This is a genomic window from Sphingobacterium paucimobilis HER1398, assembly GCF_000416985.1.
Lineage (GTDB): Bacteria > Bacteroidota > Bacteroidia > Sphingobacteriales > Sphingobacteriaceae > Sphingobacterium > Sphingobacterium paucimobilis.
On the sequence record NZ_ATDL01000004.1, the window covers coordinates 400,655 to 426,863 of the forward strand.

Annotated in this window: 14 protein-coding genes; 8 read left to right on the forward strand and 6 right to left on the reverse strand. The window is 41.5% G+C overall.

Going from position 1 to position 26,209, the window contains the following annotated elements:
* Positions 1-3 precede the first annotated feature (3 nt).
* Complete coding sequence (locus tag M472_RS44865; RefSeq protein ID WP_021069012.1) at positions 4-2,040, forward strand: phosphodiester glycosidase family protein; 2,037 nt, start codon at positions 4-6, stop codon at positions 2,038-2,040.
* A 112-nt stretch (positions 2,041-2,152) separates the two neighbouring features.
* Here the strand turns inward: M472_RS44865 and M472_RS27280 are convergent, their stop codons facing one another.
* The 4 genes from M472_RS27280 to M472_RS27295 all read right to left on the reverse strand — a co-directional run bounded on the left by M472_RS27280 (position 2,153) and on the right by M472_RS27295 (position 7,296).
* The gene (locus tag M472_RS27280; RefSeq protein ID WP_021069013.1) at positions 2,153-3,964 is read right to left on the reverse strand and encodes an ABC transporter ATP-binding protein; all 1,812 of its coding nucleotides are present in this window, start codon (positions 3,962-3,964) and stop codon (positions 2,153-2,155) included.
* Positions 3,965-4,067: 103 nt separating this feature from the next.
* On the reverse strand, positions 4,068-4,967 hold the full coding sequence (locus M472_RS27285; protein WP_158499871.1) for a S1 family peptidase: 900 nt from the start codon (positions 4,965-4,967) through the stop codon (positions 4,068-4,070).
* Between the two features lie 119 nt (positions 4,968-5,086).
* On the reverse strand, positions 5,087-6,298 hold the full coding sequence (locus tag M472_RS27290) for a porin (protein WP_021069015.1): 1,212 nt from the start codon (positions 6,296-6,298) through the stop codon (positions 5,087-5,089).
* Positions 6,299-6,378: 80 nt separating this feature from the next.
* Positions 6,379-7,296, reverse strand: coding sequence for a DMT family transporter (locus M472_RS27295; RefSeq protein WP_021069016.1), 918 nt, complete (start codon positions 7,294-7,296; stop codon positions 6,379-6,381).
* Positions 7,297-7,559: 263 nt separating this feature from the next.
* Here M472_RS27295 and M472_RS27300 point away from each other — a divergent pair, with 263 nt between their 5' ends.
* The 3 genes from M472_RS27300 to M472_RS27310 are packed head-to-tail and all read left to right on the forward strand — an operon-like array spanning position 7,560 to position 11,605.
* Positions 7,560-8,630, forward strand: a complete 1,071-nt coding sequence (locus M472_RS27300) for a PepSY-associated TM helix domain-containing protein (protein WP_021069017.1) — start codon at positions 7,560-7,562, stop codon at positions 8,628-8,630.
* Between the two features lie 34 nt (positions 8,631-8,664).
* Positions 8,665-10,989 carry a TonB-dependent receptor gene (locus tag M472_RS27305; protein WP_021069018.1) on the forward strand — a complete coding sequence of 775 codons (2,325 nt, stop codon included), beginning with the start codon at positions 8,665-8,667 and terminating at the stop codon, positions 10,987-10,989.
* 25 nt (positions 10,990-11,014) lie between these two features.
* A complete protein-coding gene (locus M472_RS27310) occupies positions 11,015-11,605 on the forward strand; it encodes an HmuY family protein (protein ID WP_021069019.1) in 591 nt (196 codons plus the stop codon).
* 76 nt (positions 11,606-11,681) lie between these two features.
* Here the strand turns inward: M472_RS27310 and M472_RS27315 are convergent, their stop codons facing one another.
* Together M472_RS27315 and M472_RS27320 are read right to left on the reverse strand one after the other, a co-directional pair.
* On the reverse strand, positions 11,682-12,518 hold the full coding sequence (locus M472_RS27315; protein WP_031301365.1) for an aminotransferase class IV: 837 nt from the start codon (positions 12,516-12,518) through the stop codon (positions 11,682-11,684).
* Positions 12,519-12,771: 253 nt separating this feature from the next.
* Positions 12,772-13,710 (reverse strand): cytochrome-c peroxidase, encoded by a 939-nt coding sequence (locus M472_RS27320; RefSeq protein ID WP_021069021.1) that lies wholly within the window; start codon positions 13,708-13,710, stop codon positions 12,772-12,774.
* 179 nt (positions 13,711-13,889) lie between these two features.
* Between M472_RS27320 and M472_RS27325 the strand changes: the two genes are divergently transcribed.
* The 4 genes from M472_RS27325 to M472_RS27340 all read left to right on the forward strand — a co-directional run bounded on the left by M472_RS27325 (position 13,890) and on the right by M472_RS27340 (position 26,198).
* Entirely contained in the window at positions 13,890-14,951 is a 1,062-nt protein-coding gene (locus M472_RS27325; RefSeq protein WP_021069022.1) for an acyltransferase family protein, read from the forward strand.
* A gap of 478 nt (positions 14,952-15,429) precedes the next feature.
* Positions 15,430-16,329, forward strand: a complete 900-nt coding sequence (locus M472_RS27330; RefSeq protein WP_158499872.1) for a helix-turn-helix domain-containing protein — start codon at positions 15,430-15,432, stop codon at positions 16,327-16,329.
* A 2-nt stretch (positions 16,330-16,331) separates the two neighbouring features.
* On the forward strand, positions 16,332-17,420 hold the full coding sequence (locus tag M472_RS27335; protein ID WP_031301366.1) for a helix-turn-helix domain-containing protein: 1,089 nt from the start codon (positions 16,332-16,334) through the stop codon (positions 17,418-17,420).
* 582 nt (positions 17,421-18,002) lie between these two features.
* A complete protein-coding gene (locus M472_RS27340) occupies positions 18,003-26,198 on the forward strand; it encodes a T9SS C-terminal target domain-containing protein (protein ID WP_021069025.1) in 8,196 nt (2,731 codons plus the stop codon).
* The last annotated feature ends 11 nt before the right edge of the window (positions 26,199-26,209 follow it).

The following is a 26,209-nucleotide window of genomic DNA, read 5'->3' on the forward strand; positions in this document are numbered from 1 at the left end:
ATCATGAAAAAGATATATTTTTTAGTGCTTTTTGTGTCGTGTATTTCTGTTACGGGATGCAGCAAAAAAATTCTAGATAACTCGCGTTACGACAGTCTATTCCCTGAAATTAAGGAACCTGTTCCTCCGGTGTCACAGGTAACCCTAAAAGATAAAGATGGATGGACTATGGATACCATGGCAAATGGGTTGATACATTATCAGTTTGCGAAGTACATACAGACACAGACTGCGAATCAATTTGTGAATGTGGTCGAGATAGATTTGATGAATCCGGAATATGAACTTGAGTTTGTGAGCTTAGGAGCGCAGGATACATTGTCTGCTGTTGCAGCCAACCGTGGTGCCATTGTTGCGATTAATGGTACCTATGAAATGGACGCAAGTTACATCAAGACGAATGGTAGCATTCACTCACCTATTACGTTGAGTTCCGGACATTTGAGATATTGGAAACATGAGGGAGCGATTTCTTACAATTCAGGCCAAGATCTTAGAATAGAGAAGGGAACGAAAGATAGCTATGCACAATCTCCTTACTTGAATATATTTTCTGGATCACCTATGTTGGTCGATGATTATAAAAAGGTGGGAGAGGATTTTATTGGAGATGTGAGTGGTATAAATCTTAACAGTCTGGACTATGAAGATTACCGTCGGCATCAAGGAGTAAGGCACCCCCGTACAGTAGTAGCAGTGACAGAAGATAAGAAATTACTCTTAGTAACCATTGATGGACGATTCCCAGAGTCTGCGGGCATGACTGCAAAAGAGGTTACTCAGTTTATGACTTCTTATTTTACGCCACAATATGCATTGAATATGGACGGCGGTGGTTCTACAACTATGTTTGTAAAGGATAAAGGCTTTAAAGGTGTAATCAACTATCCTACGGACAATGGTGTACGTAATCATTACGGACAACGCATGCTTCGGACTTTTATATTGGTCAAAAAGAAGGGACAGGGTGGTAATGCTTTTGCCGGAGGTGATGGTACAGAAACTAACCCTTATCTGATTGCCACTGCTGCGCATTTGCAGAGTATGCATACGCTGGATTGGTCCAACACCGAAACGAATCCATATTATTTTAAATTGACAGCGGATATCGATATGATAGGTCGCAGTTGGACTCCGCTTAATAATCAGGACCCTTATGCAAGATATCTGCATTTTGACGGCGATGGCCATGTGATCAAGAATCTGAAAGTGGGAAAATCTTCTTATGGAAGTTTGTTTGGTGTATTGTTTGGATCATGTAAGAACCTAGGGCTTGTTGACGTTGATATCGAGTCGAGTAATGGAGCTGGTGCATTTGGTGGGTATTTGGGATTACGATCGCCTGATAAAGTGGCGAAGATAGGTGTGTTGGAAAATTGTTTTTCTACCGGTAAAGTGACAGGAACAGATGCCGTAGGGGGACTTATTGGTAATGTGGGTAAGCGTAACACTACTGGAGCACCTAGTATGATCTCGAATTGTTTTTCTGCTGCAGAGGTAACAGCGACGGCTACGGCCAATGGTCGTGCAGGAGGGATTGCTGGTATTGTATATGATGGCGGTGTAGTAGAAAATTGTTTTGCGAGTGGAAAAATTGTGTCTAAAACTGCTTCTGGAAAAGGTGCCGGCGGAGTGGTTGGATGGACAGATTCAAAGGTGAAGGGTCTGGTTTCTTTTAACGTTTCGATCAATAATGACGGAAATGGAACTGCAGGACGCATCGCTTCTGCGATGGGACTCGTAGGGGGAGCAATCGCGCAAGGAGAGAATTGTTGGGCGTCCGAGGAGGTTATGGTGACCAAAAATGGGATAGCCGTGCCATCGTCTGCTTATATCACGGGAGAGGTAACGGTAAAAGAAACGGGATTTGATGGGGAAACTAAAACTAAAGTCTTTTTAAAAGATATGAATAACTATAACAGCGTTCTTGGATGGAAGCTAGGGCCCGGTAATTCATGGTCTTCTACAGTAAACTCGAAAGGAAAGCCAATTTTACAGTGGTTATTTCTAAGAGGTGATTATGAGTCTTTTTATCAATAATTAGTTTATTGCAATTTGAAAGGTAGTCTGTGTATTTCTATACAGACTACCATTTTTTTGAACTTATCTTTTTTTATCGCACTGTGGATTTTCATAAAAAGAGATGAAGGTTTTATTTTTCATCCTTATACGACTGAACTAATTTTTCAAGATTGAGGCTGCGGGCGGAGGCATCGAATATCTCCCGATAGGTACCCTTGACATCCATTAATGAGTCGTGTGTACCGGATTCGACAACTTCTCCCTTCTTCAATACATAGATGTAATCGGCATCCAATATCTGAGAGAGGGAGTGGGATATGATCACTACGGTCCTGTTTTTTTGGATGGCGTCCAATGAATTTTTGATCTGTTCGGTAGCAATAGCATCTAGACTGGCAGTAGGTTCGTCCAAGAAAATAATGGGTGGATTTTTTAAGAACAGACGTGCTATGGCGATCCGTTGCTGTTGGCCTCCGGATAGTAGTGTGGCGTCATGTGCATATCCTTCTTTGAGTTCCATGATCTGCTCGTGCAGGTAGGCCTTGCGTGCTGCCTCTTGTACTTCTTCAAAACTGGCTTCTATTTTTCCATATCGGATGTTATCTTCGATACTGCCTTTGAAAATATGGTTGCGCTGTAATACCAGCCCGATTTTTTCGCGCAGTGCGCCATTGTCATAGTCATTCAGGTTGATCCCGTCCAAGAGAATCTCACCACCTTGAGGTAGATAGAACTTGCAGAGTAAGTTGATTATTGTAGATTTGCCTGCTCCACTCAAGCCGACCAATGCAGTGGTCTTGCCGCTCTCGATACGCATGTCAATCCCTTGTAGTGTCTTAACACTATTGGGATAGCTGAAGTCCACATTACGAAGTTCGAACGTACCATTCGTAGTAGACGGAGCATGGTGACCATTGGGTTCGATCTCGGAATCGGCTTCTAAGATATCGAAATATCCTTCGGCATAGATCATGGCGTCATTCATGTCATCGTAGATGCGATGTAATTGACGGATCGGAGCGGATACATTGTTAAATAGCATGATATGTAGCATGATTGCACCGATGGTCATCTGTTGATCCAATACTAAGAAGACGGTCAACAGTATGATGGCTACCACGCCAAACTGCTCTATGAAGGTCTTGAGTCCATCATAGAGAAAGTTGACTTTGCGGGTATGGAGTTGACTTTCCATCAGTTTCATCTGAAGATCATACTGTTTCTTTCCTTCGAATTTCTCACGAACAAAGCTTTTGATGACCAGTATGGAGTTGACCAAATTTAAAAGGCCAGACGTTTTCTGCTCGCGTTGGTTGCGTAATGTACGCCTTACGCCGCCCAATTTTTTGGCCTGTAAGGAACTTACGTAAAAATAGATGGGTACGACAACGGTAGATACCAAACCGACGTACACATTCTGGATATACATCACTATGAGTGCTAACAATGCACTGGAAAAAAGTGGTAGGATATCGATGAAAAAGTTCTGTACCAATCGGGTGAGGCTTTCGATGCCGCGATCGATTCGGGTCTGGAGCTTACCGGATTCATGATTGCCATCTGTATAGAAAGCTACTCTATAGGTCAATATTTTATCAATGACGGTTTGGGCCAACTCGGAACTTACATTGATGCGTATTTTTTCGCCGTAGTACTTCTGTCCAAAATTGATGAAGATATTGATAATTTCTTTTGCTAAGAGAACAACGGAGATGAAGGCTAGTACGTGGATACCGGTTTCCATTGGAGCTGGGAGCTGGATCAGTTGGGATACTTCATCGACGGTGTATTTTAAAACAATGGGGTTGACCTGTGCCATCAAAGCACCCACCAGGGTGAGGAGCAATGTCCATATAATCATTCGCTTATTGGGACGGACAAAGGGCTTTAACTGTCGAAAAATGCCGAAAAGGCTGATGGTTCTGTTAAATGGATTTTTCATTGTTGTCTACAATTTAACAAATTTTGGCGGTTATTGTTTGTCAAAAGACAAGGGCTATCCTTTTACCAAGAATAGCCCTTTACTGTTTCCACGATATGGTGGATTAAATATTTTTGATAAGCTCTTTAAGGAGTACTACAGGCTTGGTGTTTTTGACAACCATCTGTAGGTTCTTTTGCTCTCTCATGTCATAATAAATCGAACGGGTCGATGATACGGTGCTGATCAAATTGCCGTACTGATCGACGATAGGTGCTCCACTGGATCCTGCAGCGTAATCGGCTGTGATATCTGTCTGTGGAAGTCTTTCTGATTTTGAAACTGATTCTATATAGTTACGTGCCACTTTGCCCGTCGTGAAATAATTAATCATCGGAGCTGGATTGCTCATGACGAATACATTTTCTCCGACTTTAGCGGTATTGCCCAATGGAAGTGGAGTCAATTTTTTGCCCTTGGTATCGACACGTACGATAGCTAGATCGGCGTCTTTGAAAGAAGAAACAATCTCGTGTACCAAATAGACTTCACCATCATTGGTCTGTATGGACATCGCTAGGTTTTTGCCAGCTTTACTTTCTGTAAAACCTTCGATAACATGGTGGTTGGTAGCGATAAGGCCATCCTCGCTGATGATATAGCCCGAAGCGGTATTGAGGTGGGTGCGGTGACAATTGCCACAATCATAAGCCGTTGCGAAGGATACAAATGAAGGCTGTATCAAGGTGGCGATTTCTGAAGCTTCCAATGCTTTGTTGCGTAGCTTTACCAAAGGCATGTCTACTTTTTTACCTTCTACAGCGAGAAGGTCTTTCGCTGCTTGTTCAGCGGTGATGTATTTGCTACTCTTTAGTAATTCTTCTGTTTTCAACTCAAAATTGTTTGTGATTTCTTGTTGATCACTGAAACCATCCCATTTTTTTGAGGTCTGTGCATTGATCTCGATATTGCCAAAGAATAAACCAATAGCCAAAAGGCTGAGCGATAACTTACTTTTCTTCATGATACTCATTTAAAATAATTCGTGTGATTTACATTTCGGTTACATCACATGGGCAAAGTTAGTGCTTTGTACTGATCAGTGTATCGCGTAACAATAATTTTAGAAAAGGAGCGAGAATGTTATAATGCAATCATTTTCGATAATTGGGTGGACAGATCGATTTTCATGCCTATGGTGAAGACAGCATCTTCTTTCGCTCCAAGTGCTGTACGGCCATTGGAGATACGCTGCTCGCTGTAGAACTGTACAAATCGTATGGGTTGGTAAGATACACCTAATATGAGGTCGTTTCTTTTAAATCCTTTGTCGATCGGGTCGGTAATAGGGTGGTTGTTATTGGGTTTAAAGGAAGGTATGTATAAATTGTAACCAGCAAGGAGGGATAGTTTGTTCCACTTGTATTTTGCAAATAGCTCGAGTCCTGTGGCGTCAAATACGACGGTAGGGGTAGCGTATTGGCCAAGTGGATCGGCATAGTGTCCCTGTGTAAAATCTCCGTTTTTCTGTAGCACGGCTACAGCACTGAAGTCGATTTTCTTGCCTTTAAAATCGCCTCCTAAAGTGGCATAGATGGGCTGTCCCGAGAGGCCTAGTATCTTACCGTCATTGATCAGGTTGTCACTGAGGAACGCTTTGTTGAAGGCTGCTCCTATGCGTAGTTCAGGAATAATCTGCATCTGAGCAGAGGCGCCAAAGCCATCGACAAAGCGATGATTGTTGGCACCACGGGCCTGTAATTGTCCACCGATATAGAGGCGTCCGATTTGATTACGATAGATAATGGATTGATCGGCCCGACCGGTTCCATTGGCCCCACCGTCGGTGCCTCCGATAAATGTAGCGGATCCCTTGGAACCAAATACATTGAAACGGTCGGTATAGGCTGTCACATCGCGGTATACGCTCCATTGTTTACCAAAAGTAAGTCGGCCAAGACGTTCAAACTCTACGCCTAAATAGCCGAGTCTGTTGCCGAAAACCTGTTGGTTCTGTCCTGACTGTATGGTTAGAAAGCCTCCGGACAAACTTCCGTCAGCATTGAAACTCGAGCCCCCACGCAGCATGTTGACCTGGAGCTCGGCTGCAGCGACAAATCCGAGCTTGCCTTTTTTCATAGCGACTTCGGTGCCGATACGCGATGCATTTTCCTGAATATCCATCTTCCCATCGTAGATGGCGGCATGTCCTCGTAGCCCAGCATAGGGCCTGATCCTCATCTCGATGGAGTCGGCTGAATTCTGTGCATAACTACAGATCGTAGCCGATGAGAGTAGTGAAACTATCAGTGCTTTGGAAAATACTGTTTTCAGGAATGTTGGATACGTTTTCATAGCTTAATGGCTGTGAATCCAGCCGGTACGAATTTCGAAAGATTATGTTTGAACTCCAAATTGTTATTGTAATTAGAGGCTTACTTTTTTAAACTGTGTAAAGACATGCCAATAATGACCAGTAGCATTCCTGTCAGGGCATAGCTATGGGGAAGGGGACTCTGTAAAATGAAGATTTCGCCGATCACAGCAAATACGACTTCAGCCGACTGTGTCGCCTCAACTTTGGCCAATCCTTTTTCATCTTTGCGAACCATATCGGTTGCGGTGAAGAAAAGAACAGTAGAAATAACACCGGAGAATACTGCGACAATTAAGGTCTGTAAGAGTTGACTGTCCGAAGGTGAGGGATGCCCCGAAGAGTAGCCGTAGAGATTTAAACCTATCCAAAAAGGAATACTGCATAATATCATACCTAATATACGTTGGTATACATCGAGTTGTCCTTCTGCTAGCTGCATCATTTTTCGATTGCCTAAAGGGTATGCAAATGCGGCAACTAAAACCCAGAAGAAGCCTGATAGCAGATTTGAAATCTCCACGGATTGGAGAGCTTGGACCTGCATGATGGCGATGCCTAGTAGTATGATTGCAGAAAAAGTATAGGTGCTTTTTGAATGGATGGATTGATAGTTTTTGTTAATAAAGGGAGCAAGTATCATTCCTGCAATAATGGTAATCTGCCAAGTGCTCGCAACGAGCCAGGATGGACTGAATGCAGCAGCATAGGTCAGGGGGGCATAGAAAATCCCAAATCCAATTGTACTCCATAATAACCAAGGTAAGGGTTTTTGTTTTATTGCGTTAAGGAGTGGCTTTAAATTACGGCGAAGTACGACAATAATCAGGAAAAAAGGCAGCATCCAGTAAAAGCGTAAGGAGGCACTCCATATCCAACTGCCACCTTCTACAGACATGAGTCTATTGACGACAAAGGTCACTGCAAAAAATAGAGCTGATAATAGTCCCAGTAAAAATGCTTGCTGTGTGATTTTCATAAATGAAGTGCCGTTTTAGGTTTGGAACAAATATACGGTACTAAAATCTAAAAAAAAGGTAGCGTCTGTAAAGAGGGCGCCTCAATATTATCTATCGATGTTACCAATTGATTTTGTGGATCCGGATAATGAAATATTTGGTATTCCTGTTTGATTTTTTAGAGTGTATTCATTTGTTTGTTAGTTATTTCTAATAATTGTTTTTAGTTTATTTAAATATATGTTAGATATATCTAATAAATATTATTAGTTTTGCCGACATTATGAGTAGGGTAAAGAAAGTATTGCGAGAAATACACGGTATAATAGGACTGTTGGTAGGTGTGGTAATTGTAGTGGTAGCCTTAAGCGGTTGTGTATATACCTTTCAACGGGAAATCAGAAATGTGCTATATCCGCATCTTCTGTATGTTGATATTCCAAAAGATGGTGTCAGATTGTCTGTCGATCGTATGTCGGAGATCGCCGAGGAGTATCATTCAGAAACCAAGGTGCGGGAGATTGTGGTCAATCAGCAACTCGACCGCTCGGTAAAAGTGTATATGTATGGCCAACATTTGCTCTATATCAATCCTTATTCTGGTGAAGTACTGGGCAAGACAGATACCACAAAGGATCCCTTTTTAATGGCCTGGACTCTTCATACCCAGTTGGGCTTAGGGAAGGTAGGAGGTAATATAGTAGCTTGGGCTACCCTGGCTTGTATCCCGTTGATCATTACGGGAATGTGGCTATGGTGGCCTTCTGTACGGAGCGCTTGGAGGAAGGCTTTCCAATTGCCATGGAGAGGAAATTGGCGGCTGCTGAACTTTCAATGGCACAAGAACGGAGGGTTTTACGCATCTGTATTTTTGCTGTTGATCTGTCTGAGTGGCTTAATGATGTCTTTTAGTTGGTTTGAGCATGGTGTATATTGGCTCACAGGGTCTGCACAGGCGTCCCGAAAAGCACCACAAATAGAAGTGGCCGACCCGAAGACAAATAGTATTCAGGAGTCTTTAAACTATACGTTGAATACTTTTTCAGGTATACAGGAGGTCAATATTTTCTTTCCGGGAAAATCAAACAAGGTTTTTATGTTTATTGCTAAATATGAGGATCGTCTCGGCCGGCGTGAGATACTCTATTTCAACCCTGCTGACGGAAGGCTTTTACAGGGCATCTACTCGGATGCGCAAAGCGTGGGCGATCAGATAAAGGCTTTGAATTATAATATTCATTCGGGACAGATCGGTGGTCTCTTGGGAAGAATCATAGCGTTCGCGACGACTTTATTTGCTGTGTTCCTCGTGATCAGTGGAGTACTAATTTGGTGTCGGCGCAAGTGGAAATAAGCATAGCTGATTATTAATTAACGTGTAATATATTATGAAATATATCAATTGCAAAATAAGGGTTATTTTGTTGGTTTACTGTGCTCTTTGTTTTGGAGTCAAGGAGGTTTTTGCGCAGGAAGGAGAGGTGTTAAAAGGGCTTGTTACAGATGAAAAAGGTAGCCCAGTTGTAGGTGCTAACGTCTACTTAGTTGGCCAAAAAAGAAGCGAACAGACGGATAAAGATGGCTTGTTCCACTTTGTGGATGAAGGAGGAAAACATCGTGTACAGATCAGTAAGGTTGGATATGGGAAGCTTTCTTATACGGAAGTTTTCGGGCGAGAAAACTGTCCGGTATTTCAGTTGGTAAGTGAAAGTGTAGGTCTGCATGAAATTGTCGTGACAGCCACGAGGACGGAGAAGCGGCTGGCGGATATCCCGTTGCCGGTATCTGTGGTGGGTGCCAAAGAAATGCAGGAGAAGGGAATGGTAAGGCTAAATGAAGTACTTGCCGAGCAGCCTGGGATAGCACTGGTAGAGAATCATGGTACAGGCGTACAGTTGCAGGGATTTGACGCAAAGTATACATTGATACTTATTGATGGGGAGCCTGTCATCGGACGGAGTTCGGGCACTTTAGAGCTCTCTCGTATCACGTTGGCCAATGTGGAACGTATCGAGATTTTGAAGGGACCATCGTCTTCGCTCTATGGTTCGGAGGCAATGGCAGGTGTGATCAATGTGATTACCAAAAAGGCTCTTCTGGGCAAAAAGTTGGGTGCCTCCATGCGTTATGGCACGCATCAGGCACTGGATATTGGTGTCGATGGAAGTATAGCCGGCCGTAAGACGGGCGTATATGGAGCATTTAATCACTTCAGTAATAATGGTTACGGGTATAGTGATGGAGCAGTAGGCAAAACGGTGCCTCCATTTTACGGACATACGGGGCATGTCAAAGTCAATCATCAAATGACGCCCAAACTGGAGCTTCAGTTGGGATTAAATTATAATGACGAGTATGCCAAGAATCAGTACGAGACGAATACCGCTGTGACGAAAGAAATGGTGTCATCGAAATTTTTGAGGCGTGATTTTACATTGACGCCTCGATTGGAATATCGGTTCTCAGACCGTCATACTTCTTTTTTACGAGTCAATCAATCTTTTTATAAGACCGATACGCGCATCCATGTTTTGGAAGATGGTCACTTATATAATCACGATTTTTTCGATCAAAAGTTTTCCAGAGCGGAGTTGCAGCATAATTTTCAGGTTAATGATAAGATCTCTTTTACTGGAGGGGTAGGGACAACCGACGAATGGCTGAAGGCAAATCGATATGATGATAAAAAAGAGTTTAGAGCTGGATTTGGTTATGTACAGGCTGATATTCGTTTTTCGGATCGATTGAATGTTATTGCTGGTGGACGATTTGATGTGCATAGTGTCTATGCATCACAATTCAGTCCCAAGTTGGCTGCGCAGTATAAGGCGCTTTCGTGGTTGACAATCAATGGTTCCGTAGGCAGTGCCTATAAAGCTCCCGACTTTAGAGAGTTATATCTCAATTGGACGAATCCTACGCAGGGATATAGTGTATTTGGAGCTGAAGATGCAGCCTATAAGCTGGATAGGTTGTTGGCAGCAGGTGAAATTTCGGAGGTGCTTTTTGATGCTGAAAATATCAAACCATTAGATGCTGAGCGTTCCTGGAATTATCAAGGAGGAGTAAGGCTGCACCCCTGGGAGAAGTTGACCGTAGGTGTTAATGCTTTTTATAATGAGGTGTCGAATCTGATCGAAACGTTTGTACTGGCAACAAAAACCAATGGTAAGTCGGTATATACCTACTCGAATCAAGAACATGTGGTGATCAAAGGAATGGAGTCGAACGTGGCTTATGAATGGCAGGATTTTCGGCTACAGCTGGGTGGGCAATACCTGAGGACCGCCAATACTACGGTGCAGGATGCCATCACTGCTGGTAAAGGATATTATACACGTGATGCAGAGACTGGTGCCAGTCGACTGGTAAAGCCTAACGAATATGGAGGACTTTTCAATCGATCTCGCTATAGTGGTACTATGAGCTTGACGTACACCTGTCCCAAACCGAAGTTGACCTGTACTTTTCGCTGGTCTTATCGGGGGCGCTTTGGTGTAAGGGATATTGATGGCAATGGTATATTGAATTTAGATGAAGAATATGCATCGGGATATTCCCTGTTGAATGCGTCTGTTGTCAAATCGTTGTATAAAGAACGTATAGCCCTTACCCTATCTGGAGAGAATCTAGGCAATGTGAAGCATACAGGTGTAGCAACAATGCCAGGTCGTCTGTTTTTCACCGGCATATCTTATCGAATTACTAAATAATACATTCATATTAAAATTAAAAAAAATGATTAAAAATTACATTTTTCAAAAAGTGAGTTTGTGTGCAGCAGTAGTAGGATTGCTCTTTACGGCCTGCAGTAAAAGCGAAACGGAACCCCAAGAAGAAGAGAAGAGTGAGCATATGGTATCGGTCAAGGATCTTAATGGATTGGATAAAGGTGGTGTGTTCTTCAGTTTGGAGCTGAATAAAGAGATGGATGAAGAGTCAAAGGAATGGGATATCAAGATATCAGGTACAACTATTGGCTTTGGGAATGGTGCTGTAGGGCAATTGGTGGAGGGGGTGCTCAGCAACTACCCCACGGCTCCTGCTGAGGGGTATAGCGAATCCGGAATCACTGGCAATAATACCTATTATGTGAATACGCTGTATAATGCACCTCAACACGCTATATTGATGAAGCCAGGGGTACTTATTCTGGTGAAAACCAGTAAGGGTAATTACGCCAAACTAGAGATGGTTAGCTATTACAAAGGTAATCCGAATGTGACGACGGCTGACTTTGCAGATATTCCTACGCGGGGTGAAAAGTGGCCCAAGCAACACTACACATTTAATTATGTGTTGCAATCGAACGGAACGAACAAGTTCTAATATTTCTCTTTTGTTGGTCCGCAAGACGCCCTCCGTCTGGAGGGAGGTATTGCGGACTTTTTACTGCGGAGTATCTTTATGCATACTGATTCACTGTCTTGGAGACGAGGTCCTCTAGGAGTTGCTGTAGTTGACGGGTTTGTGTTCCTGCTTCTGGTCCAAAATCTTTGTAGCCCAATACAGAGGAGACAGGTGTAATATTTTTCGTCGTCGAGCTGATGAATGCTTCGTTGGCATTTTTTAAATCCTCTAAGGTGATGTCTCTTACTTCGACTTCCATCTTTTCTTTTGCCAATTCTAGGATCTTCATGCGTGTAATGCCTGGCAATACATCATCGGCTGCAGTTAATAATTTGCCCTCAGCGCTGATTAGGAAAAAGTTGGCCCGCGGGCATTCGGATATCTGTCCATTCTGTATGTAGAGGACATCGTTTGCACCTTTCTCTTTAGCGATTTTTAGTCCCTGTATGCCCATAACGTAATCAATAGATTTGACCTGACTAAAGGGACGGTGGTAATCCAAGGGGAGGAGCTTGATACCTTGCTGCTCAGCGGTCACCGTTATCGGGTGTTGGCTAATAATGAGATTAGGCTCGGCGATACTGTAGCCATCCGGGCTATACCCTCCGGTAAGCAATAGTTTGATCCCTGAATCAGGGATGTTATTAGCTTGCATCATCGTATCAATATATTCTTTTAACTGTTTTCGGGTATAGCTTACAGGCAGGTCCATCAACTCGGCAGATCGGTAAAAACGATCTAGGTTGTCTTCAAGAAAGACAGGACAGCCATTTATGGTTTTTAGATAATCAAATATGCCATAACCTCGTACAATAGCGAGATCGTTTACAGATAGCTTGGCTTCGTGCTCGGGTATTAAGGTCCCGTTAAAAATTACAAAGGGTGTCTGCATATTTTTTGTATTAACAGCGGTTTGTTCTAAAGCAAATGTAGACAATGCGAAAGGGAAAAGCAATATGCGATGGGGAAGGCAATGATGTCTTTTTGAAAAGCTGTTCTTGCCTAAATAAAAATGCCTAAAGCGGGGAGCCTCAGGCATTTTAACTAACCAATTATTAACCTAAATTATGAATACTGATATGTTTGCTAATATCGTGCAGAAAAATCTATTGGCTTATTGTCAATTTGTCTTAATAGGTGGCTGTTTAGTAAGAGTTGGGATTTGAAAACTGCTCGTCTGTCAGCGTATTAAGAAAGATAAGAATAGATTGATGTTCTTCTGGGCTAAGCTTTTTTCTGTGGGTTTCCTGTGGAAATTCGTAAGGATGTTGTGCCAGTAGGCTGTCGAGGGTTTTGAACCGGCCATCATGCATATAAGGCCCCGAATATTTTATGTTGCGGAGTGAAGGACTGAGGAGCTTTTGACCGTCGGTCGTCAGGATAGGGGTGCTGTCCTGAAAAAAAGGTGGTATATGACAGCTTGTACATTGTTGTTCAAATAGTAGTTGTCCCTGTTTTTCTGGTTCGGTAAAAACATAGGTGCCCTGACGCATCCGGTCGTAGTTGCTGTCCCAGGAATTGAGCGTACGTAGATATTGTGTCATAACATTGATAATGTGATCTGCTTCCACTTCTTTAATCTGGAATATGTTCTTTAATTTTTTGTTGTATACTGGATGTTGACGTATGCGTTCTACAATCAAATCCATGTCACTGTTCAGCTCTAGGGTATCTTTTATAGCATTAAGTATGGTTTGCTCTAGGCGTTGGGCACGTCCGTCTGCAAAGTAATGACTTTTCCATATCAGATTGATCAGTACTGGGGCATTTCGCTTGGTGAGAAGTCCACGATCACCTGTACTGAATTGTTTGTTGTAATCGGCATAGGATGCGGTCTGTTGGTGACACGATGCGCATGATATTTTCTGATGACGGGACAGAAGCGGATCATTAAATAGCAACCTGCCCAGACTAGCCCCCTGTACAGTGGTGATACCCGTGTCCAGAGGGACGTCAAAGTGTGATGGAGACTGTATTGTTATTTCAGAATCGTTGCTGTTCAAAAAATAGTAAACCGCTATTGAAACAACTGCAACAATCAATACACTTACAATAACGAGTTTTCCCGAATTTGATCTACGCATCACCTTTTGGTTCTTTTAATTGGGACAAAGGTAAATGATTTATAACTAAAAAAACGCCTCAAGCGGGGAGCTTCAGGCGTTTTTAACTAACCAATTATTAACCTAAATTATGAATACTAAATAATTAGCCAATATCATGCCAAAGTTTATTTTCGAAAGTTTGATTACCTTTGCGCGCTATGGTTTCATCCACAAGGGTTTATCAGATCGATCTTTTTCGATTTCTCGCAGCTATGGCTGTCGTATGCTATCATTTTTTGTATAGGGGATTTAAGGCCGGAAATATGACGCTGTTGCGCTTTGATGAAATAGGTTCCTATTTTAAATATGGATACCTAGGGGTGGATCTGTTCTTTATCATCAGTGGGTTTGTGATCGCTTTTTCAATCAAGCACCTCTCGTTGCCTCGATTTTTAAAATCTCGTTTTCAACGTCTTTATCCGGTATATTGGTTATGCCTTATCCTGACTACTGTCGTTACCTATTACTTTGGTGCACCGCGGTATACGGTTACGGGAGGCCAATTCTTAGCCAATATAACGATGATACAGACTTTGTTGGGTTCTGATCATATTGATGGAGCCTATTGGTCGCTCTATGTAGAGATGAAGTTCTACCTGTTGATAGCACTTTTTTTAATGGTGAATTATGTCCGGAAGATCAGTCTCGATTCTATGGTGTGCATGTGGTTGCTCATTTCTAGTTTACGGTTTGTGATAGGAGGGACATCGGTATATACCGCATTGCATCATTTTTTTATTTTAGACTGGAGCTCTTATTTCATTGCAGGAATACTGTTTTATCGAATTTTTTCCAGAGGGCCAAAAACTGTCTATTTCTTGCTGTTAGCCTATTGTCTTTTTTTATCGGTGTACACTTCGGTCGGACGAATCAATTGGCTGCAGCGTACTTTTCATGAGGAATTTTCGTCTTATGTTATTGGCGGTACGATCATTGGTTTTTATATGTTGATGACTTTGGTTGCGCTAAGAAAGATGGAATCAATCAATAATTCTAAAATGGTCAAAATAGGTATGCTTACTTACCCGTTGTATCTTCTGCACCAGCATATAGGTTTTATTGTTTTTAATCACTTGTATCCGTACATCAATAAGTATGTGCTGGTAGGCGTGGTGACTCTTCTTCTGATCGGCATAGCCTATATGATCAGTGATAAGATAGAGCCACGTATACTTCGATGGATACGTGGCCAGGGAAAAGTGACTTCTGATACGAAATAGGAGCTTTCATTACAAGATGGAAACAGGTCTCGTGAAATGACGATTGAAAGGACCTTGTTGTCAAAATGTTGTAACTTGTTGAGAATAACAAAGATTTATTTTTTCCAGAAAAGATTTTATGCTACATTTGTATAAAATTATATATTGTTAATCAATATGTAATACATCTACCTTTACCTTGGGGTTATCTAAAGGATTCATCCGTAATATTTGTAACGGATTTTTTGAACTTAACTTAAGAGAGTTTTATCGATAGCTGATATTATCCTGTTTGGAATACGGATATCAGGCTTGGATTAAATTTTCGGGGCGTATTGTTTAGGTCACGTGATGATCTGAATAGATTTTGATTTCATGCTTTATAATAAGCTTGGATAGGAAAATATAATACATGTTGTTAACGAGAAAAATCTACATGACATCGTCTTCTTTTTTGAGGAAAATGACGCTTTTTGAGCTATTTGTGTCTGTATTGACTATGCTACAGTTGTATCATTTTTGTATATTGTTTTCTAACCAAGGTTTTCCCATGCCATTGTTGTATGGCCCCTTGTTTTGGGCAATGTACCAATTTCTGTCTGGCAAAAGTAGAGCAGTTATCAAGCGAGATTTTGCAGTCGGCAATTTTCCTTTTGCTTTTTTTGTTGTTTGGTATTGGATGAAGGGCGATAACCTGGACTGGAATTATTTTCAGTGGTATCTGCCTGTGATGATACTTGGTCAGATTGGCTATCCCTTAGCGATTTTGTATCGCTTGAAAGGTGTGGAGAGTAAAGGCAAAGGATTTGTTTTACTAAAGCAGTTAATGGCTTTGGGTATGGGGATTTTTCTTTTTGTAGGCGCTGTGTTTTTACATCACTATCTTCAGGTCGATGTGCTGATGGGGATCGATCCTATACATGCAATAGCTGTCGCTATGGTTTTTAGTGTATTTATGCTTCTTAACTATATGTATGCCCTATGGGATTCTACAGAGCGAGAGATTGTCGAAATGCCTGCTGAACCCGAGCTGCTTATAACTGTTGATGACGAACTGGTGGAATACTGTGATTCCGAATTGACGCGTGCTATGGAAGAGGAGCGTCTTTTTTTGGATGCAAAATTGACTTTGGATAAGCTGTCGACGTATATTGGAATCTCGAAAAATATTATATCACAGTATTTACATAGTCAACTTGGATTGAATTACTACGAGTGGCTTGCTGCATATCGTATAGATTATGCTAAAGAAATACTTTCGGAGTTTGGCAGTGAGTATAAGATCGAAGCTGTCGCGCGCGCTTCCGGATTTTCGTCTAAGACTACATTTAACAGGTATTTTAAGGAAAGAGTAGGTGTGCTTCCTTCGGTGTACAGAGAGCAGGCTTCATTCACGTAGGTATGTTTGTGGTTTTTCTATACGCAATCATTTTTACCATTGCACTACAGGCCTTGTTGCTGTGGCGGTGGATTCGCAAGCGAAATACGATTGATAATATCTTGTCGATTTTTTTAGTGCAAATGCTTATTGATGTCAGTCTGATGTTCTTATTTACCGAAGTTTTTCCAGGTAAGGAGTATGTCAGTACAGCGGCGCCTTTTGGGTTGACCTTTGGCCCTTTTCTTTTTTGGATCTATCGGATACTGGAGGGAAAAAGCATACGGAAGGACAAATTGTTGCTTCATTTCTTTCCCTTTTTTTTGGGTGTCGTCTCTTATATCGCCTTCTTGTCATCTCCTATATTCAGAGCGGATTTTGCAAGCGATTATTATATCATTTTGTATGGCGCTATGTGTATCTCGTGGGTGTCCTATCCTATATTTGTTCTGACTGCCAGGAAGGAGACCGCAGATATAAATCTAGGAGTTTTTAAATATACTATGATCGTACTGCTGATACTGACTTCGTTTATGCTGCCCTTTGTATGGGAGATTTATAGCGGAGGTATGCAAGAAGAGCCCTTGATGACAGGTGTCATCGTAATAGGGGCAATGCTTTCGGGGGTATCTTTGATCTATTGGTACATGCTCGGACGATTTCGTAATGTCTCCGCTCCTTTGCCGGTTGTTATCGAATCTGCACCGGTTTCTAATCTGCATCTGTTGGAAGATGAGAGTCGTGAGGAAGTAGAAACAAAACAATTGCCGGATGTCACCGATGAATATAATCGTAAGATTGCAGAATATTTAATGCTGGAAAGGTATTTTGATCCTAGTTTTAAGCTGGAGCAAATGGCGCAGGATTTGAATATTCCCAAAAGTTTCATTTCCCTGTATTTTACCCAGGTTCATGCGGATGGTTTCGTAAAGACTATTAATTCTTGGCGTATCGCAAAGGCATGTGAGATGCTTATGGCAGAGGAGTTGGATATGAGCATGGAAGAATTGGCCTTTGCATGTGGTTTTAATTCTCGAGCTTCTTTCTACCGTAATTTTAGTCTTGAAAAAGGATGCTCACCGATGGCCTATCGGGAGAAAAAATTAAGCTAAAGAACAGGTCGTTATTCTTCAAAAAATATTTCTTCAAAAAAGGATTCGCTGTCGTTTTTTCTGGCGGACCTATGCTGCGATGGGTATTAGTTCTTTCTTTTATGCCTGTTTTCAGCGTATATAATTTTGGTCATTTCACTCATTAATCTCTTTCTCGGTATCATTTATTTCTAACCTGTTCTACATACCCGTAGGGTAGGCTATAACTGTCTTGTTTTTGTTGTCTCAAAAAATATTTTCATGCATTTTGGTGTAGCTCATTGTCTACATTTCCCAAGGTTTATTTCTGTTTAACTTATTGGTTTTCAGCACGAATGTTGTGTCTCATTTTTTAACTGTACAACAAGGGGACAAAATGAGACACGAAAATATCGTGGGATATCTACTTTTGCACGACGTATAACTACCCGTGGGTAGGAGAGGTTATTTTGAGGGCTTTTGAGGAAGCTTGAGTAAGTAAAATCTAAACGTTGCAAACTATTATTTATTGTATATGAAATATCCATGTCGCGTAGGCTGCACAGACCGAAAAGAAAACACTTGGGTATTCCGTATGACCGTTAACAAACAAATTATTTAAATATGAAATTTAAATTTCGTGGTTATCTAGGAAAAGTGTTTTTATGGCTCCTGACAATGTTGACTGTGGTGGGGACACTACAGGCGCAATCGGGTCGTATCAACGCAGATCTCGCTGCTCCTAATCTTGAGGTGGAGAACGGAGCTAAAACTTTTCGCGTACGTATTAACAAAACTGCTACCGAATGTACCGATGGTAGTTTAAACATTAAACTACCATCAGGGTTTAAATACGTGTCAGGTACGGCAAAGGTTGGTGGAGCGAACCCGTCTTCGGAGGAAGTCTCTAATGACAATAATGCAGTTACGATTCCTTTAGGGATAATTCCAGCTGATGCTTCCGGTTATGTGGAGGTTTCTTTTGATGTGGAGGCTCTTTGTGGTGCTTTGAGTTTGAAAGTAGAAGATCGTTTCGTAACGTATACACTTAAGGGGTGTGGAGCACCAACTGAGGGTGTGAAAGCAAACGGAAATATTATCAATTTACAGTTTGCGGTATTGAACATTTCGGTAACTCCCAATTTAACGATGGGATTGGTGGGCCAAGAGCTCACGCGTACCATTACTGTTAAAAACTCAGGAACAGGTGGACTTCCAGCGTTTAAACTTCCGGTTAACTATGGTAATGGTATTATAAGATCACAAGAAGGTCAAGAAGCATTGCCTACTGGACTTACGTTTAATGAAAATGATAATACCTATAGTTATAACGGGAATTTTGTTGCGGGGTCAACTTTAACCTTTACAGAAAAGGTTACTATAAATAATTGTGAAGGTTTATTATCTACTTATGAAGCTGTTTACGGAAAGGGCTGCGAGCGGAATAATAAGGATAAGGCTTCTGTCGCTGTAGAGATTGATGATAGTAAACGGCCTCGTCTTGTCATTACGGATGTAAGTGATCCGGCGCAGATGGTCTGTATGGGCAAAACTTATACTCATAAATGGGTAGTTAAGAATACAGGTAATGCACCTGCTTCGTCGATAGTACTTGATATAAATGCGACAACAATCGAAGGAACGGTTGCTTTTGCTGGAGCAAATGACGCAATAGTAGCAGTTAATGGTTCTAAAGTGACGATTGATCGGTTGAAGGAAGGTGCAGAGATTACTCTTACTTTTAACCAACTATATGCTGCTCCTGCAAGCGGTACAGACTGTGCTTCGGCACCGAAAAGTTATACCACAGAATCTACAGGATATAAAGTTACATACATCCATAAGGAAAGCTGTATAGGAGGGAAAACTCCAGAATACGCAGCATCAGCTACGACTAAGGGAGGACTAACTTTTGCTTTTGCCGGCGAGAATGTGGGTGAACAAGATATTATTGGTGCAGCTCCATATGAAGCTGATTTTAAAATCGGGACATGGTCTTTTCCAAAAGAAGGTTTGGGAGCAGACGCTTACCTCGAAATTGCTATTGATTTATCGGCAGACCTCTCTAAGTCAAACTTAACGGACCTCAAATTATTTAATGGTGCGAATGATGTTGCAACAGAGGTGACTAAAGTCAGCGAGACAGAATATAAAATTAAAATAAAGCGTGACGCTTTAATCCAGAATACCGAAGGTAACTGGCGGTTGAAGTTTCCTTTGACTTTAACTTGTCCGACAACGGAGGCTAATCCATCTTATAAGATAACAAGTACATTACACAATTGTGATAATAGAATCACTTTTGCTTGTGAGACTATCGCGTTGGATGCTACTTGTCCAACTGGAGATTGTGACGGAGGTGGAATGCATAGGGGAAAGGTCTCCTTGCAACGGGTTACGATCGGGTTAGCAGATGCGGACAATAACGGTATCCCTGACAGTAATAATCCGGCGACAGGCCTAGGCGAATCTATCCGCTCTTTTGTTGCTGGGGATATTATCGAGATTGCTCAGCAAGGAACTGTAATCGCTCCTAAGGGCACAGCAGACTATGTTTGGAAGAATGGAGGACGTTTTGAAGTTTCGATTACAGATGCTGCATTAGGATTGGCTTCCAGTGGATTGTTTGGTAAAGTGGAGGTGGTTCGAAATGGTGCAACTGCATTTACTTTTGAGAATATCGCTATACAAAGTGAGGGAAATAGGTTCTTTATTACTCTTCCTGCCGAGAATCAAACAAGCGCATTTGCTGGTTTTGTGAGCGGAGATAAAGTTACGGCCTCTTTGCAGCTGAAAGCGACAAAGGCTAATGCAAATACCGGTTTGAAAAGGTTTGTAACTGGATACGGACTATACGATGCAAGTAAGCCTAACCCTAATCTGCTTACTTGTGGTATTTTGGATAAGGTATCGGGATACTATGCTAGTACAGCATTGAACACAGGTACGGATAATGGAACCTATAATATCCCTGGTTGTGAATCCGGAAAAGAAGGAGCTGGATTTAAAATCGATTTTGCAATCGATGGAGATACTTATCGTAATGCATTATTTCCAGATGAATTCAGGCAGATAGCAAAACCGAAGACGGTTACTTTTACTGTGTCTTCTGGTCTAAACATGAAAGGATATCGTGTTGAATTAGAAGGTAACGGGGCAAATCCTACACATATTGATGTGAACGGATTGTCTGTCTCGGGAGGGAAATATACTATTGATGCGGATAAGTTAGCAGAGCATTTGCGTGCACTCAAAGGCAACAGTCCATGGGGAGTTATCGATGAAGGTTTTACTTTTATCGTTAGACCTATCGTAACACCTAATTGCAGTGAAACAAGTCTTAAGGAAACTATTAAAGTTTCGGCAACGGTAGACGGTAGTTTTTATTCAGAGGGTAAGGATCATGTTAATGCTGTTGATGTAACTGTCAAAGAGCAAACGTTGAACTATAATACCGACAATGATAAATTAGAGGTTAAGGTTTCACAGGTTTCTACGATTGCTTATACACAAGAAGCAAAATGGTTAGTTAAAGTTTCGAATCGTTCGGAATTCCGTAAGTTCGATAACTTATGGTTAGCGAAAACAGCAGGGAATGTAGATATTTCCAGTATAATAGAGGTCGAGTCATTAACTAATATGACCGAAGTGAATTCCGGTATTTCGAAAAATAACGGCGGAGTATATAACCTGACTCATATCAATGCCGAGCAGTCGCGTTACTTCCTTGTTACAGCTGCTGTTATAAATTGTAAAGACGGCAATATTGAAATTGCTTATGGTAGTGACTGTAAAGGAGTACCCGCATCGGTAGCAGAAGCTTCATGTAAAAAAAGCTATGCGGAGGAGCTCAGCTTTGTCTTGGTAGATCCAATTTTACAGACTACGGTTATCGATGATCCAGGAGTAGGGCCATTGCCTATATGTGAACCTATTACCTATATAGTAGAGATCAATAATGCTGGAGGAGAAGCTAAGGATTTGAAGTTGAATATTAAGATGGCTTCTTTCTTGAACTACGTAGGTGTAGGGAATATCAGTACGAATGCATATATGTCAGATGTGTATACAACACGGCCTGGCAACATAATCTTCAAAGAAGGAAACCCTATTCAAGGCGTAGGTCTTTCGGACGATAAAACAGAAGCAATTATTACCATCCCTGCAAGTTTTCTTAAAAACAACAGCTTGCAGAATGGAGAACGCTTCTACTTAAAATTCCAGCTGCAGGTTGCCAGTTGTGAATTTAAAAGTGGACAGACGGTGACATTAACACCTTCAGCAGAAAACTTCTGTGGTAAGCCTGTTACGGGAAAAGAGAGGATATTAGAAGCTGGAACAGATCGTATTATTCTAGAAGGGGCGCCTGATAAAGAGCCAGTTGTAGATTTGGAAGGTTCTGTAAACATTGATCTAACGCCTGCTGGAGGAACAGTATTAAAAGCAACATATACTGCTTTTGTAACCAATGTAGGTAATGATATTGAAAATTATCCGATTACAGGAGCAACATCCAACACAGGCGTTGTCTACAAATATGCCTTGAAATTGCCTGAGGGTTGGGTTATTGATAATGACAATGACGATGCACAGGCTCTTGTGGCTGCAAATAAGTTGATTTATAAAGGAGCGGATGCAGTAAAGGGTTATATATTTGAATTTGGTGATGATTTGAACCATCAAGAGAGAATAAAGCTATCGGGCAAAATTAAGTTCGTTGGAGATTTGAAAACTATTGACTGTGAAGACGGATATCTGTTTGGAAACATCCATCAAGAGGTTTATACAAATTTCCAGCCTGTAGGGACGTGTTTACCATTACCTGGTAAAGGTGACTGTGGACTTATGGAGCTATTGACAAAAGATCATAGCACACCATTTAAACTTTCACGTATTAAACCTGATTACAAAGAACAAGCATTCTGTATCAAAGGTACACCTAACCTTAGTCAGGTTGTGTTAACTAATAAGGGTATTGTAGAGTGGTATAGAGATGCAGAACGTAAGGAACGTATTCTAGATAGCGAATTAGCGAACGAAGATCTATATGCAAGGTATCAAGCGAAAGAAGGAAAGGATATTGCTGAAGGTAAAGTTGGTGAGATTGTTTATTATGCAGCAAATCGATTGGTAGAAGGATCAACTTGTTTAAGTGAAAATACGGAAGTACGTATTGTTTTAGAGGTAGATCCTATCGCTAATGCGGGGCCAGATCAGTTAAAATATAACGACGGTAAGTTTACGTTAGCAGCTAATAGGCCAGTAAGAAGTAGCACTAACCAAACGGGAAGTAGCGGAGAATGGATTGTAATAACACAACCTGCGAAAGGGGTAGTCAAGTTCTCTAATAAGTCTAGTTACAACAGTACAGCTACTATTGAACAAGGTAACACTGCAACCTTGGAATGGCAGGTGAAGAATGATTGTGGAAGTGCATCTGATCGAGTTGAAATCCGTTCTGAAATTGCAACTATTGAGTTAACCAAGTCAGTTAAAAAGCAAGGGAATGATGATGTCAAAGACAAAGACAATGATGGCCGACATAGTAAAGGAGATGAAATCGAATACGAATTTGTAATCAAAAATACAGGTGAAGTAACATTGAAAGCTCCATTTAGGATTGTGGATGAGAAATTGGGCTGGACGGGAGCTGGATTTGAAATCCCAGGGCTTACCGAGCTAGTTAAATATCAAGAATTCCGCTTTAGTGCTCCTGTACCATATGAGATCACACAGAAGGATATGAATGACGGTAAAGTTGTAAATACAGCGACTGTTACGGGTAAAACTCCTGAAATACCTACAGGAAGTAATACTCCTATCGATATTAAAAGTAAACTGGCTAGTAAAACCACGGATTTGATTCAAGCTCCAAAGCTTCAATTAATAAAATCTATTACTTTTATAGAAGGGAAAAGTAAGGTTGGCGATAAAATCACATATACGTTTAAAGTTACCAATACGGGGAATGTTACTATCAAAGATTTAAAACTGACGGATGCTAAATTAGGATTAAATAGTTCAAAAACTTTTAATCCTTCGACTATCGATCCAGGTAAAACTGCAATTGCTACGGCAGATTATGAGTTAGTTCAAGATGATTTGGATAGGGGGCATATAAAGAATACAGCTAAGGTAGAAGGAACCGATCCGAAGGATAACACTGTTGAAGACGTGTCCGATACGGGAACGGATAGAAACGGAAATCCTATTAATGATCCAAGTGCGGATGGGACTGAGGATCCTACTATCTTGGATTTGGTTCGGGAGCCTAGTATCAAGGTAGAAAAGACAGGAGTATATAAAGGAGACAAAGACCGCGCTAAAGTTGGTGATAAGGTCGAATACACTTTTGTGGTGACCAATACTGGTAATATGACATTGAAAGATGTTTCGTTGACGGACACGGAGTTCTCTGGTAAAGGAAGCAAATTGACTATAAAGGGGCCAGATGGAAACCCAAGCGGTAATACCGTTAACAAGTTAGCACCAAAAGCAACGCTGACTTATACGGCGACTTATTCATTGACGCAAGAAGATATTGACGCAGGCAAGCTCATAAACCAGGCAAGTGTCACGGCCAATCCAAATGTATTGGATCCTGTCAAGCCACTGCCGCCAGTAACTGGTACATCAGTAGACCCAAAAAATCCTACTCAACCGAATGGTAAGACTGTCGTTTCAATTCCTCAAATAGCGGGTATCTCTGTTGAGAAGAGCGCATCTAGAACGGAGTTTTCGGTTATTGGAGACGATATTACTTATACGATTAAAGTAACGAACACAGGTAATGTTACCCTAAAAGGTTTTGAGTTCTCGGATACGATGTTCCCTAATTGGGCACCTAATCCGAAATTGGATAAACTTGAGCCAGGAGACTCTCGAGAGTATACCATAGTTAAAACGATTACGCAAGAAATATTAACTGCAGGTAAAGACTTGTTTAATAAGATGACCGTAATGGCGAAAGATCCTAATGGTGAGCCGGTAGAGGGTGATGATAATGTAACGGTAACATATAAGAAAAATGTAATTCTTGCGAGTCCTGATAAGTATGGTTCTTTCAATGGTCGAGAAGAGCACACGACAAGAACAGTATTAGAGAATGATAAGTTGAACGACGTTGTGGTCCAGTCAGGTCAAGTGATTCTTACGCCAGGTATAGTAGTGGATAAAGACAGGCAACCCATCCAGGGTATAGTAATGAATGTGGATGGAACTATTTCGATTGCTAAGGGGGTAGTACCTGCTGGTACGTATACGTATCCATATACCATATGCGAAGCTTTAAATACGACAAACTGTTCTTCGACGGAAGCAATAATTATTATAATCGCTTCTCCGATCAAAGCTGATGATGATACCTTCGGTCCAATCAATGGTAAAGATAAAACGGTAACGCCAAACGTACTTGATAATGACAAGTTGAATGGTAAACCAGTAATTCCAAGTGAGGTAGTGACCACGGTAGAAAAACCTGCTGATCCACGTAATCCTGGAGAGCCTGTTCCTACACTTGATCCAAGCACAGGTAAGGTCACTATCAATCCGGAGACACCAGCAGGTGAGTACAAGATCACGTACGAAATCTGTGAAGTATTGAATCCGACGAACTGTAGTACGGCTATCGTCACCATAACTGTAGTTGCTCCAGAAATAAAAGCGATTGATGATGTGTACGGAACGTATAACGGTAAGGACGGTGGAGATACGGGGTCAGTACTTGAGAATGACTTGTTGAACAAGGTGAAAGTAAATCCTGAGGATATTGAATTGAGAGCAGGAGTGCCAGTGAATGAAAGAGGTGAGGTGGTAGCAGGACTGTCGATGAACAAAACGGGTAATATCCATGTGCAAAAGGAAACAGCAGCAGGTAAGTATTACTATCCATATGAAATCGAGGAAAAATTAAATCCAGGTAACAAGGATGATGCTGTTGCTATAGTTACTGTCATTGCAGCACCTATCGAGGCTAAAAATGACAAGTATGATGTCAATGGCAAGAATGGTGGTACGACACCGACTGTATTGGATAATGATAAGTTGAATAACAAGACCATTATACCAAATGAGATCACATTGACCCCAGGCAATCCGGTAGATAGCAAAGGAAACCCGACAACGGTGGTTAAGATGAACCCAGATGGTACGATTACGGTAGCGCCAAATACGCCTCAGGGTCGATTTGAATATCCATATACGATCTGCGAAGTATTGAACCCAACCAACTGTGCGAACGCTGTTGCAATAATCGAAGTACAGCCAGCGCCTATTGTAGCGGAAAATGATACATATAAAGTAGAGTGGACTAGAGACAAGGTGACTACAGGATCTGTACTGTCGAATGATAAATATAATGAAAAGCCTATCGATCTTGACGAAGTCACTTTGCAACCTGGTGTGCCTAGTAATCCAGGATTGACGATGAATCCTGATGGAACGATTGATATAGCGCCAAGCACGAGACCTGGTACCTATACCTATCCGTATACGATCTGTGAGGTATTGAATCCGACCAACTGTTCGAATGCGATAGCTACTATTGTGATCGAGGCTTCGAATGTCTTTATTCCAAATACATTCACACCGAATGGAGATGGCGTCAATGATAAATTTGAAATCGTCGGTCTAGACGGCTATGATCAGGTGAAATTGACGATTGTAAACCGTTGGGGTAATGAAGTGTATCGCAATGATAACTATTACAACGAGTGGAATGGTTCAGGACTCAACGAAGGTACTTACTATTATATCGTGACTCTACGCAAGGGTACGACCGATACGGTACACAAAGGATGGGTATTAATTAAAACAAGATAAGCTAGTCTTAC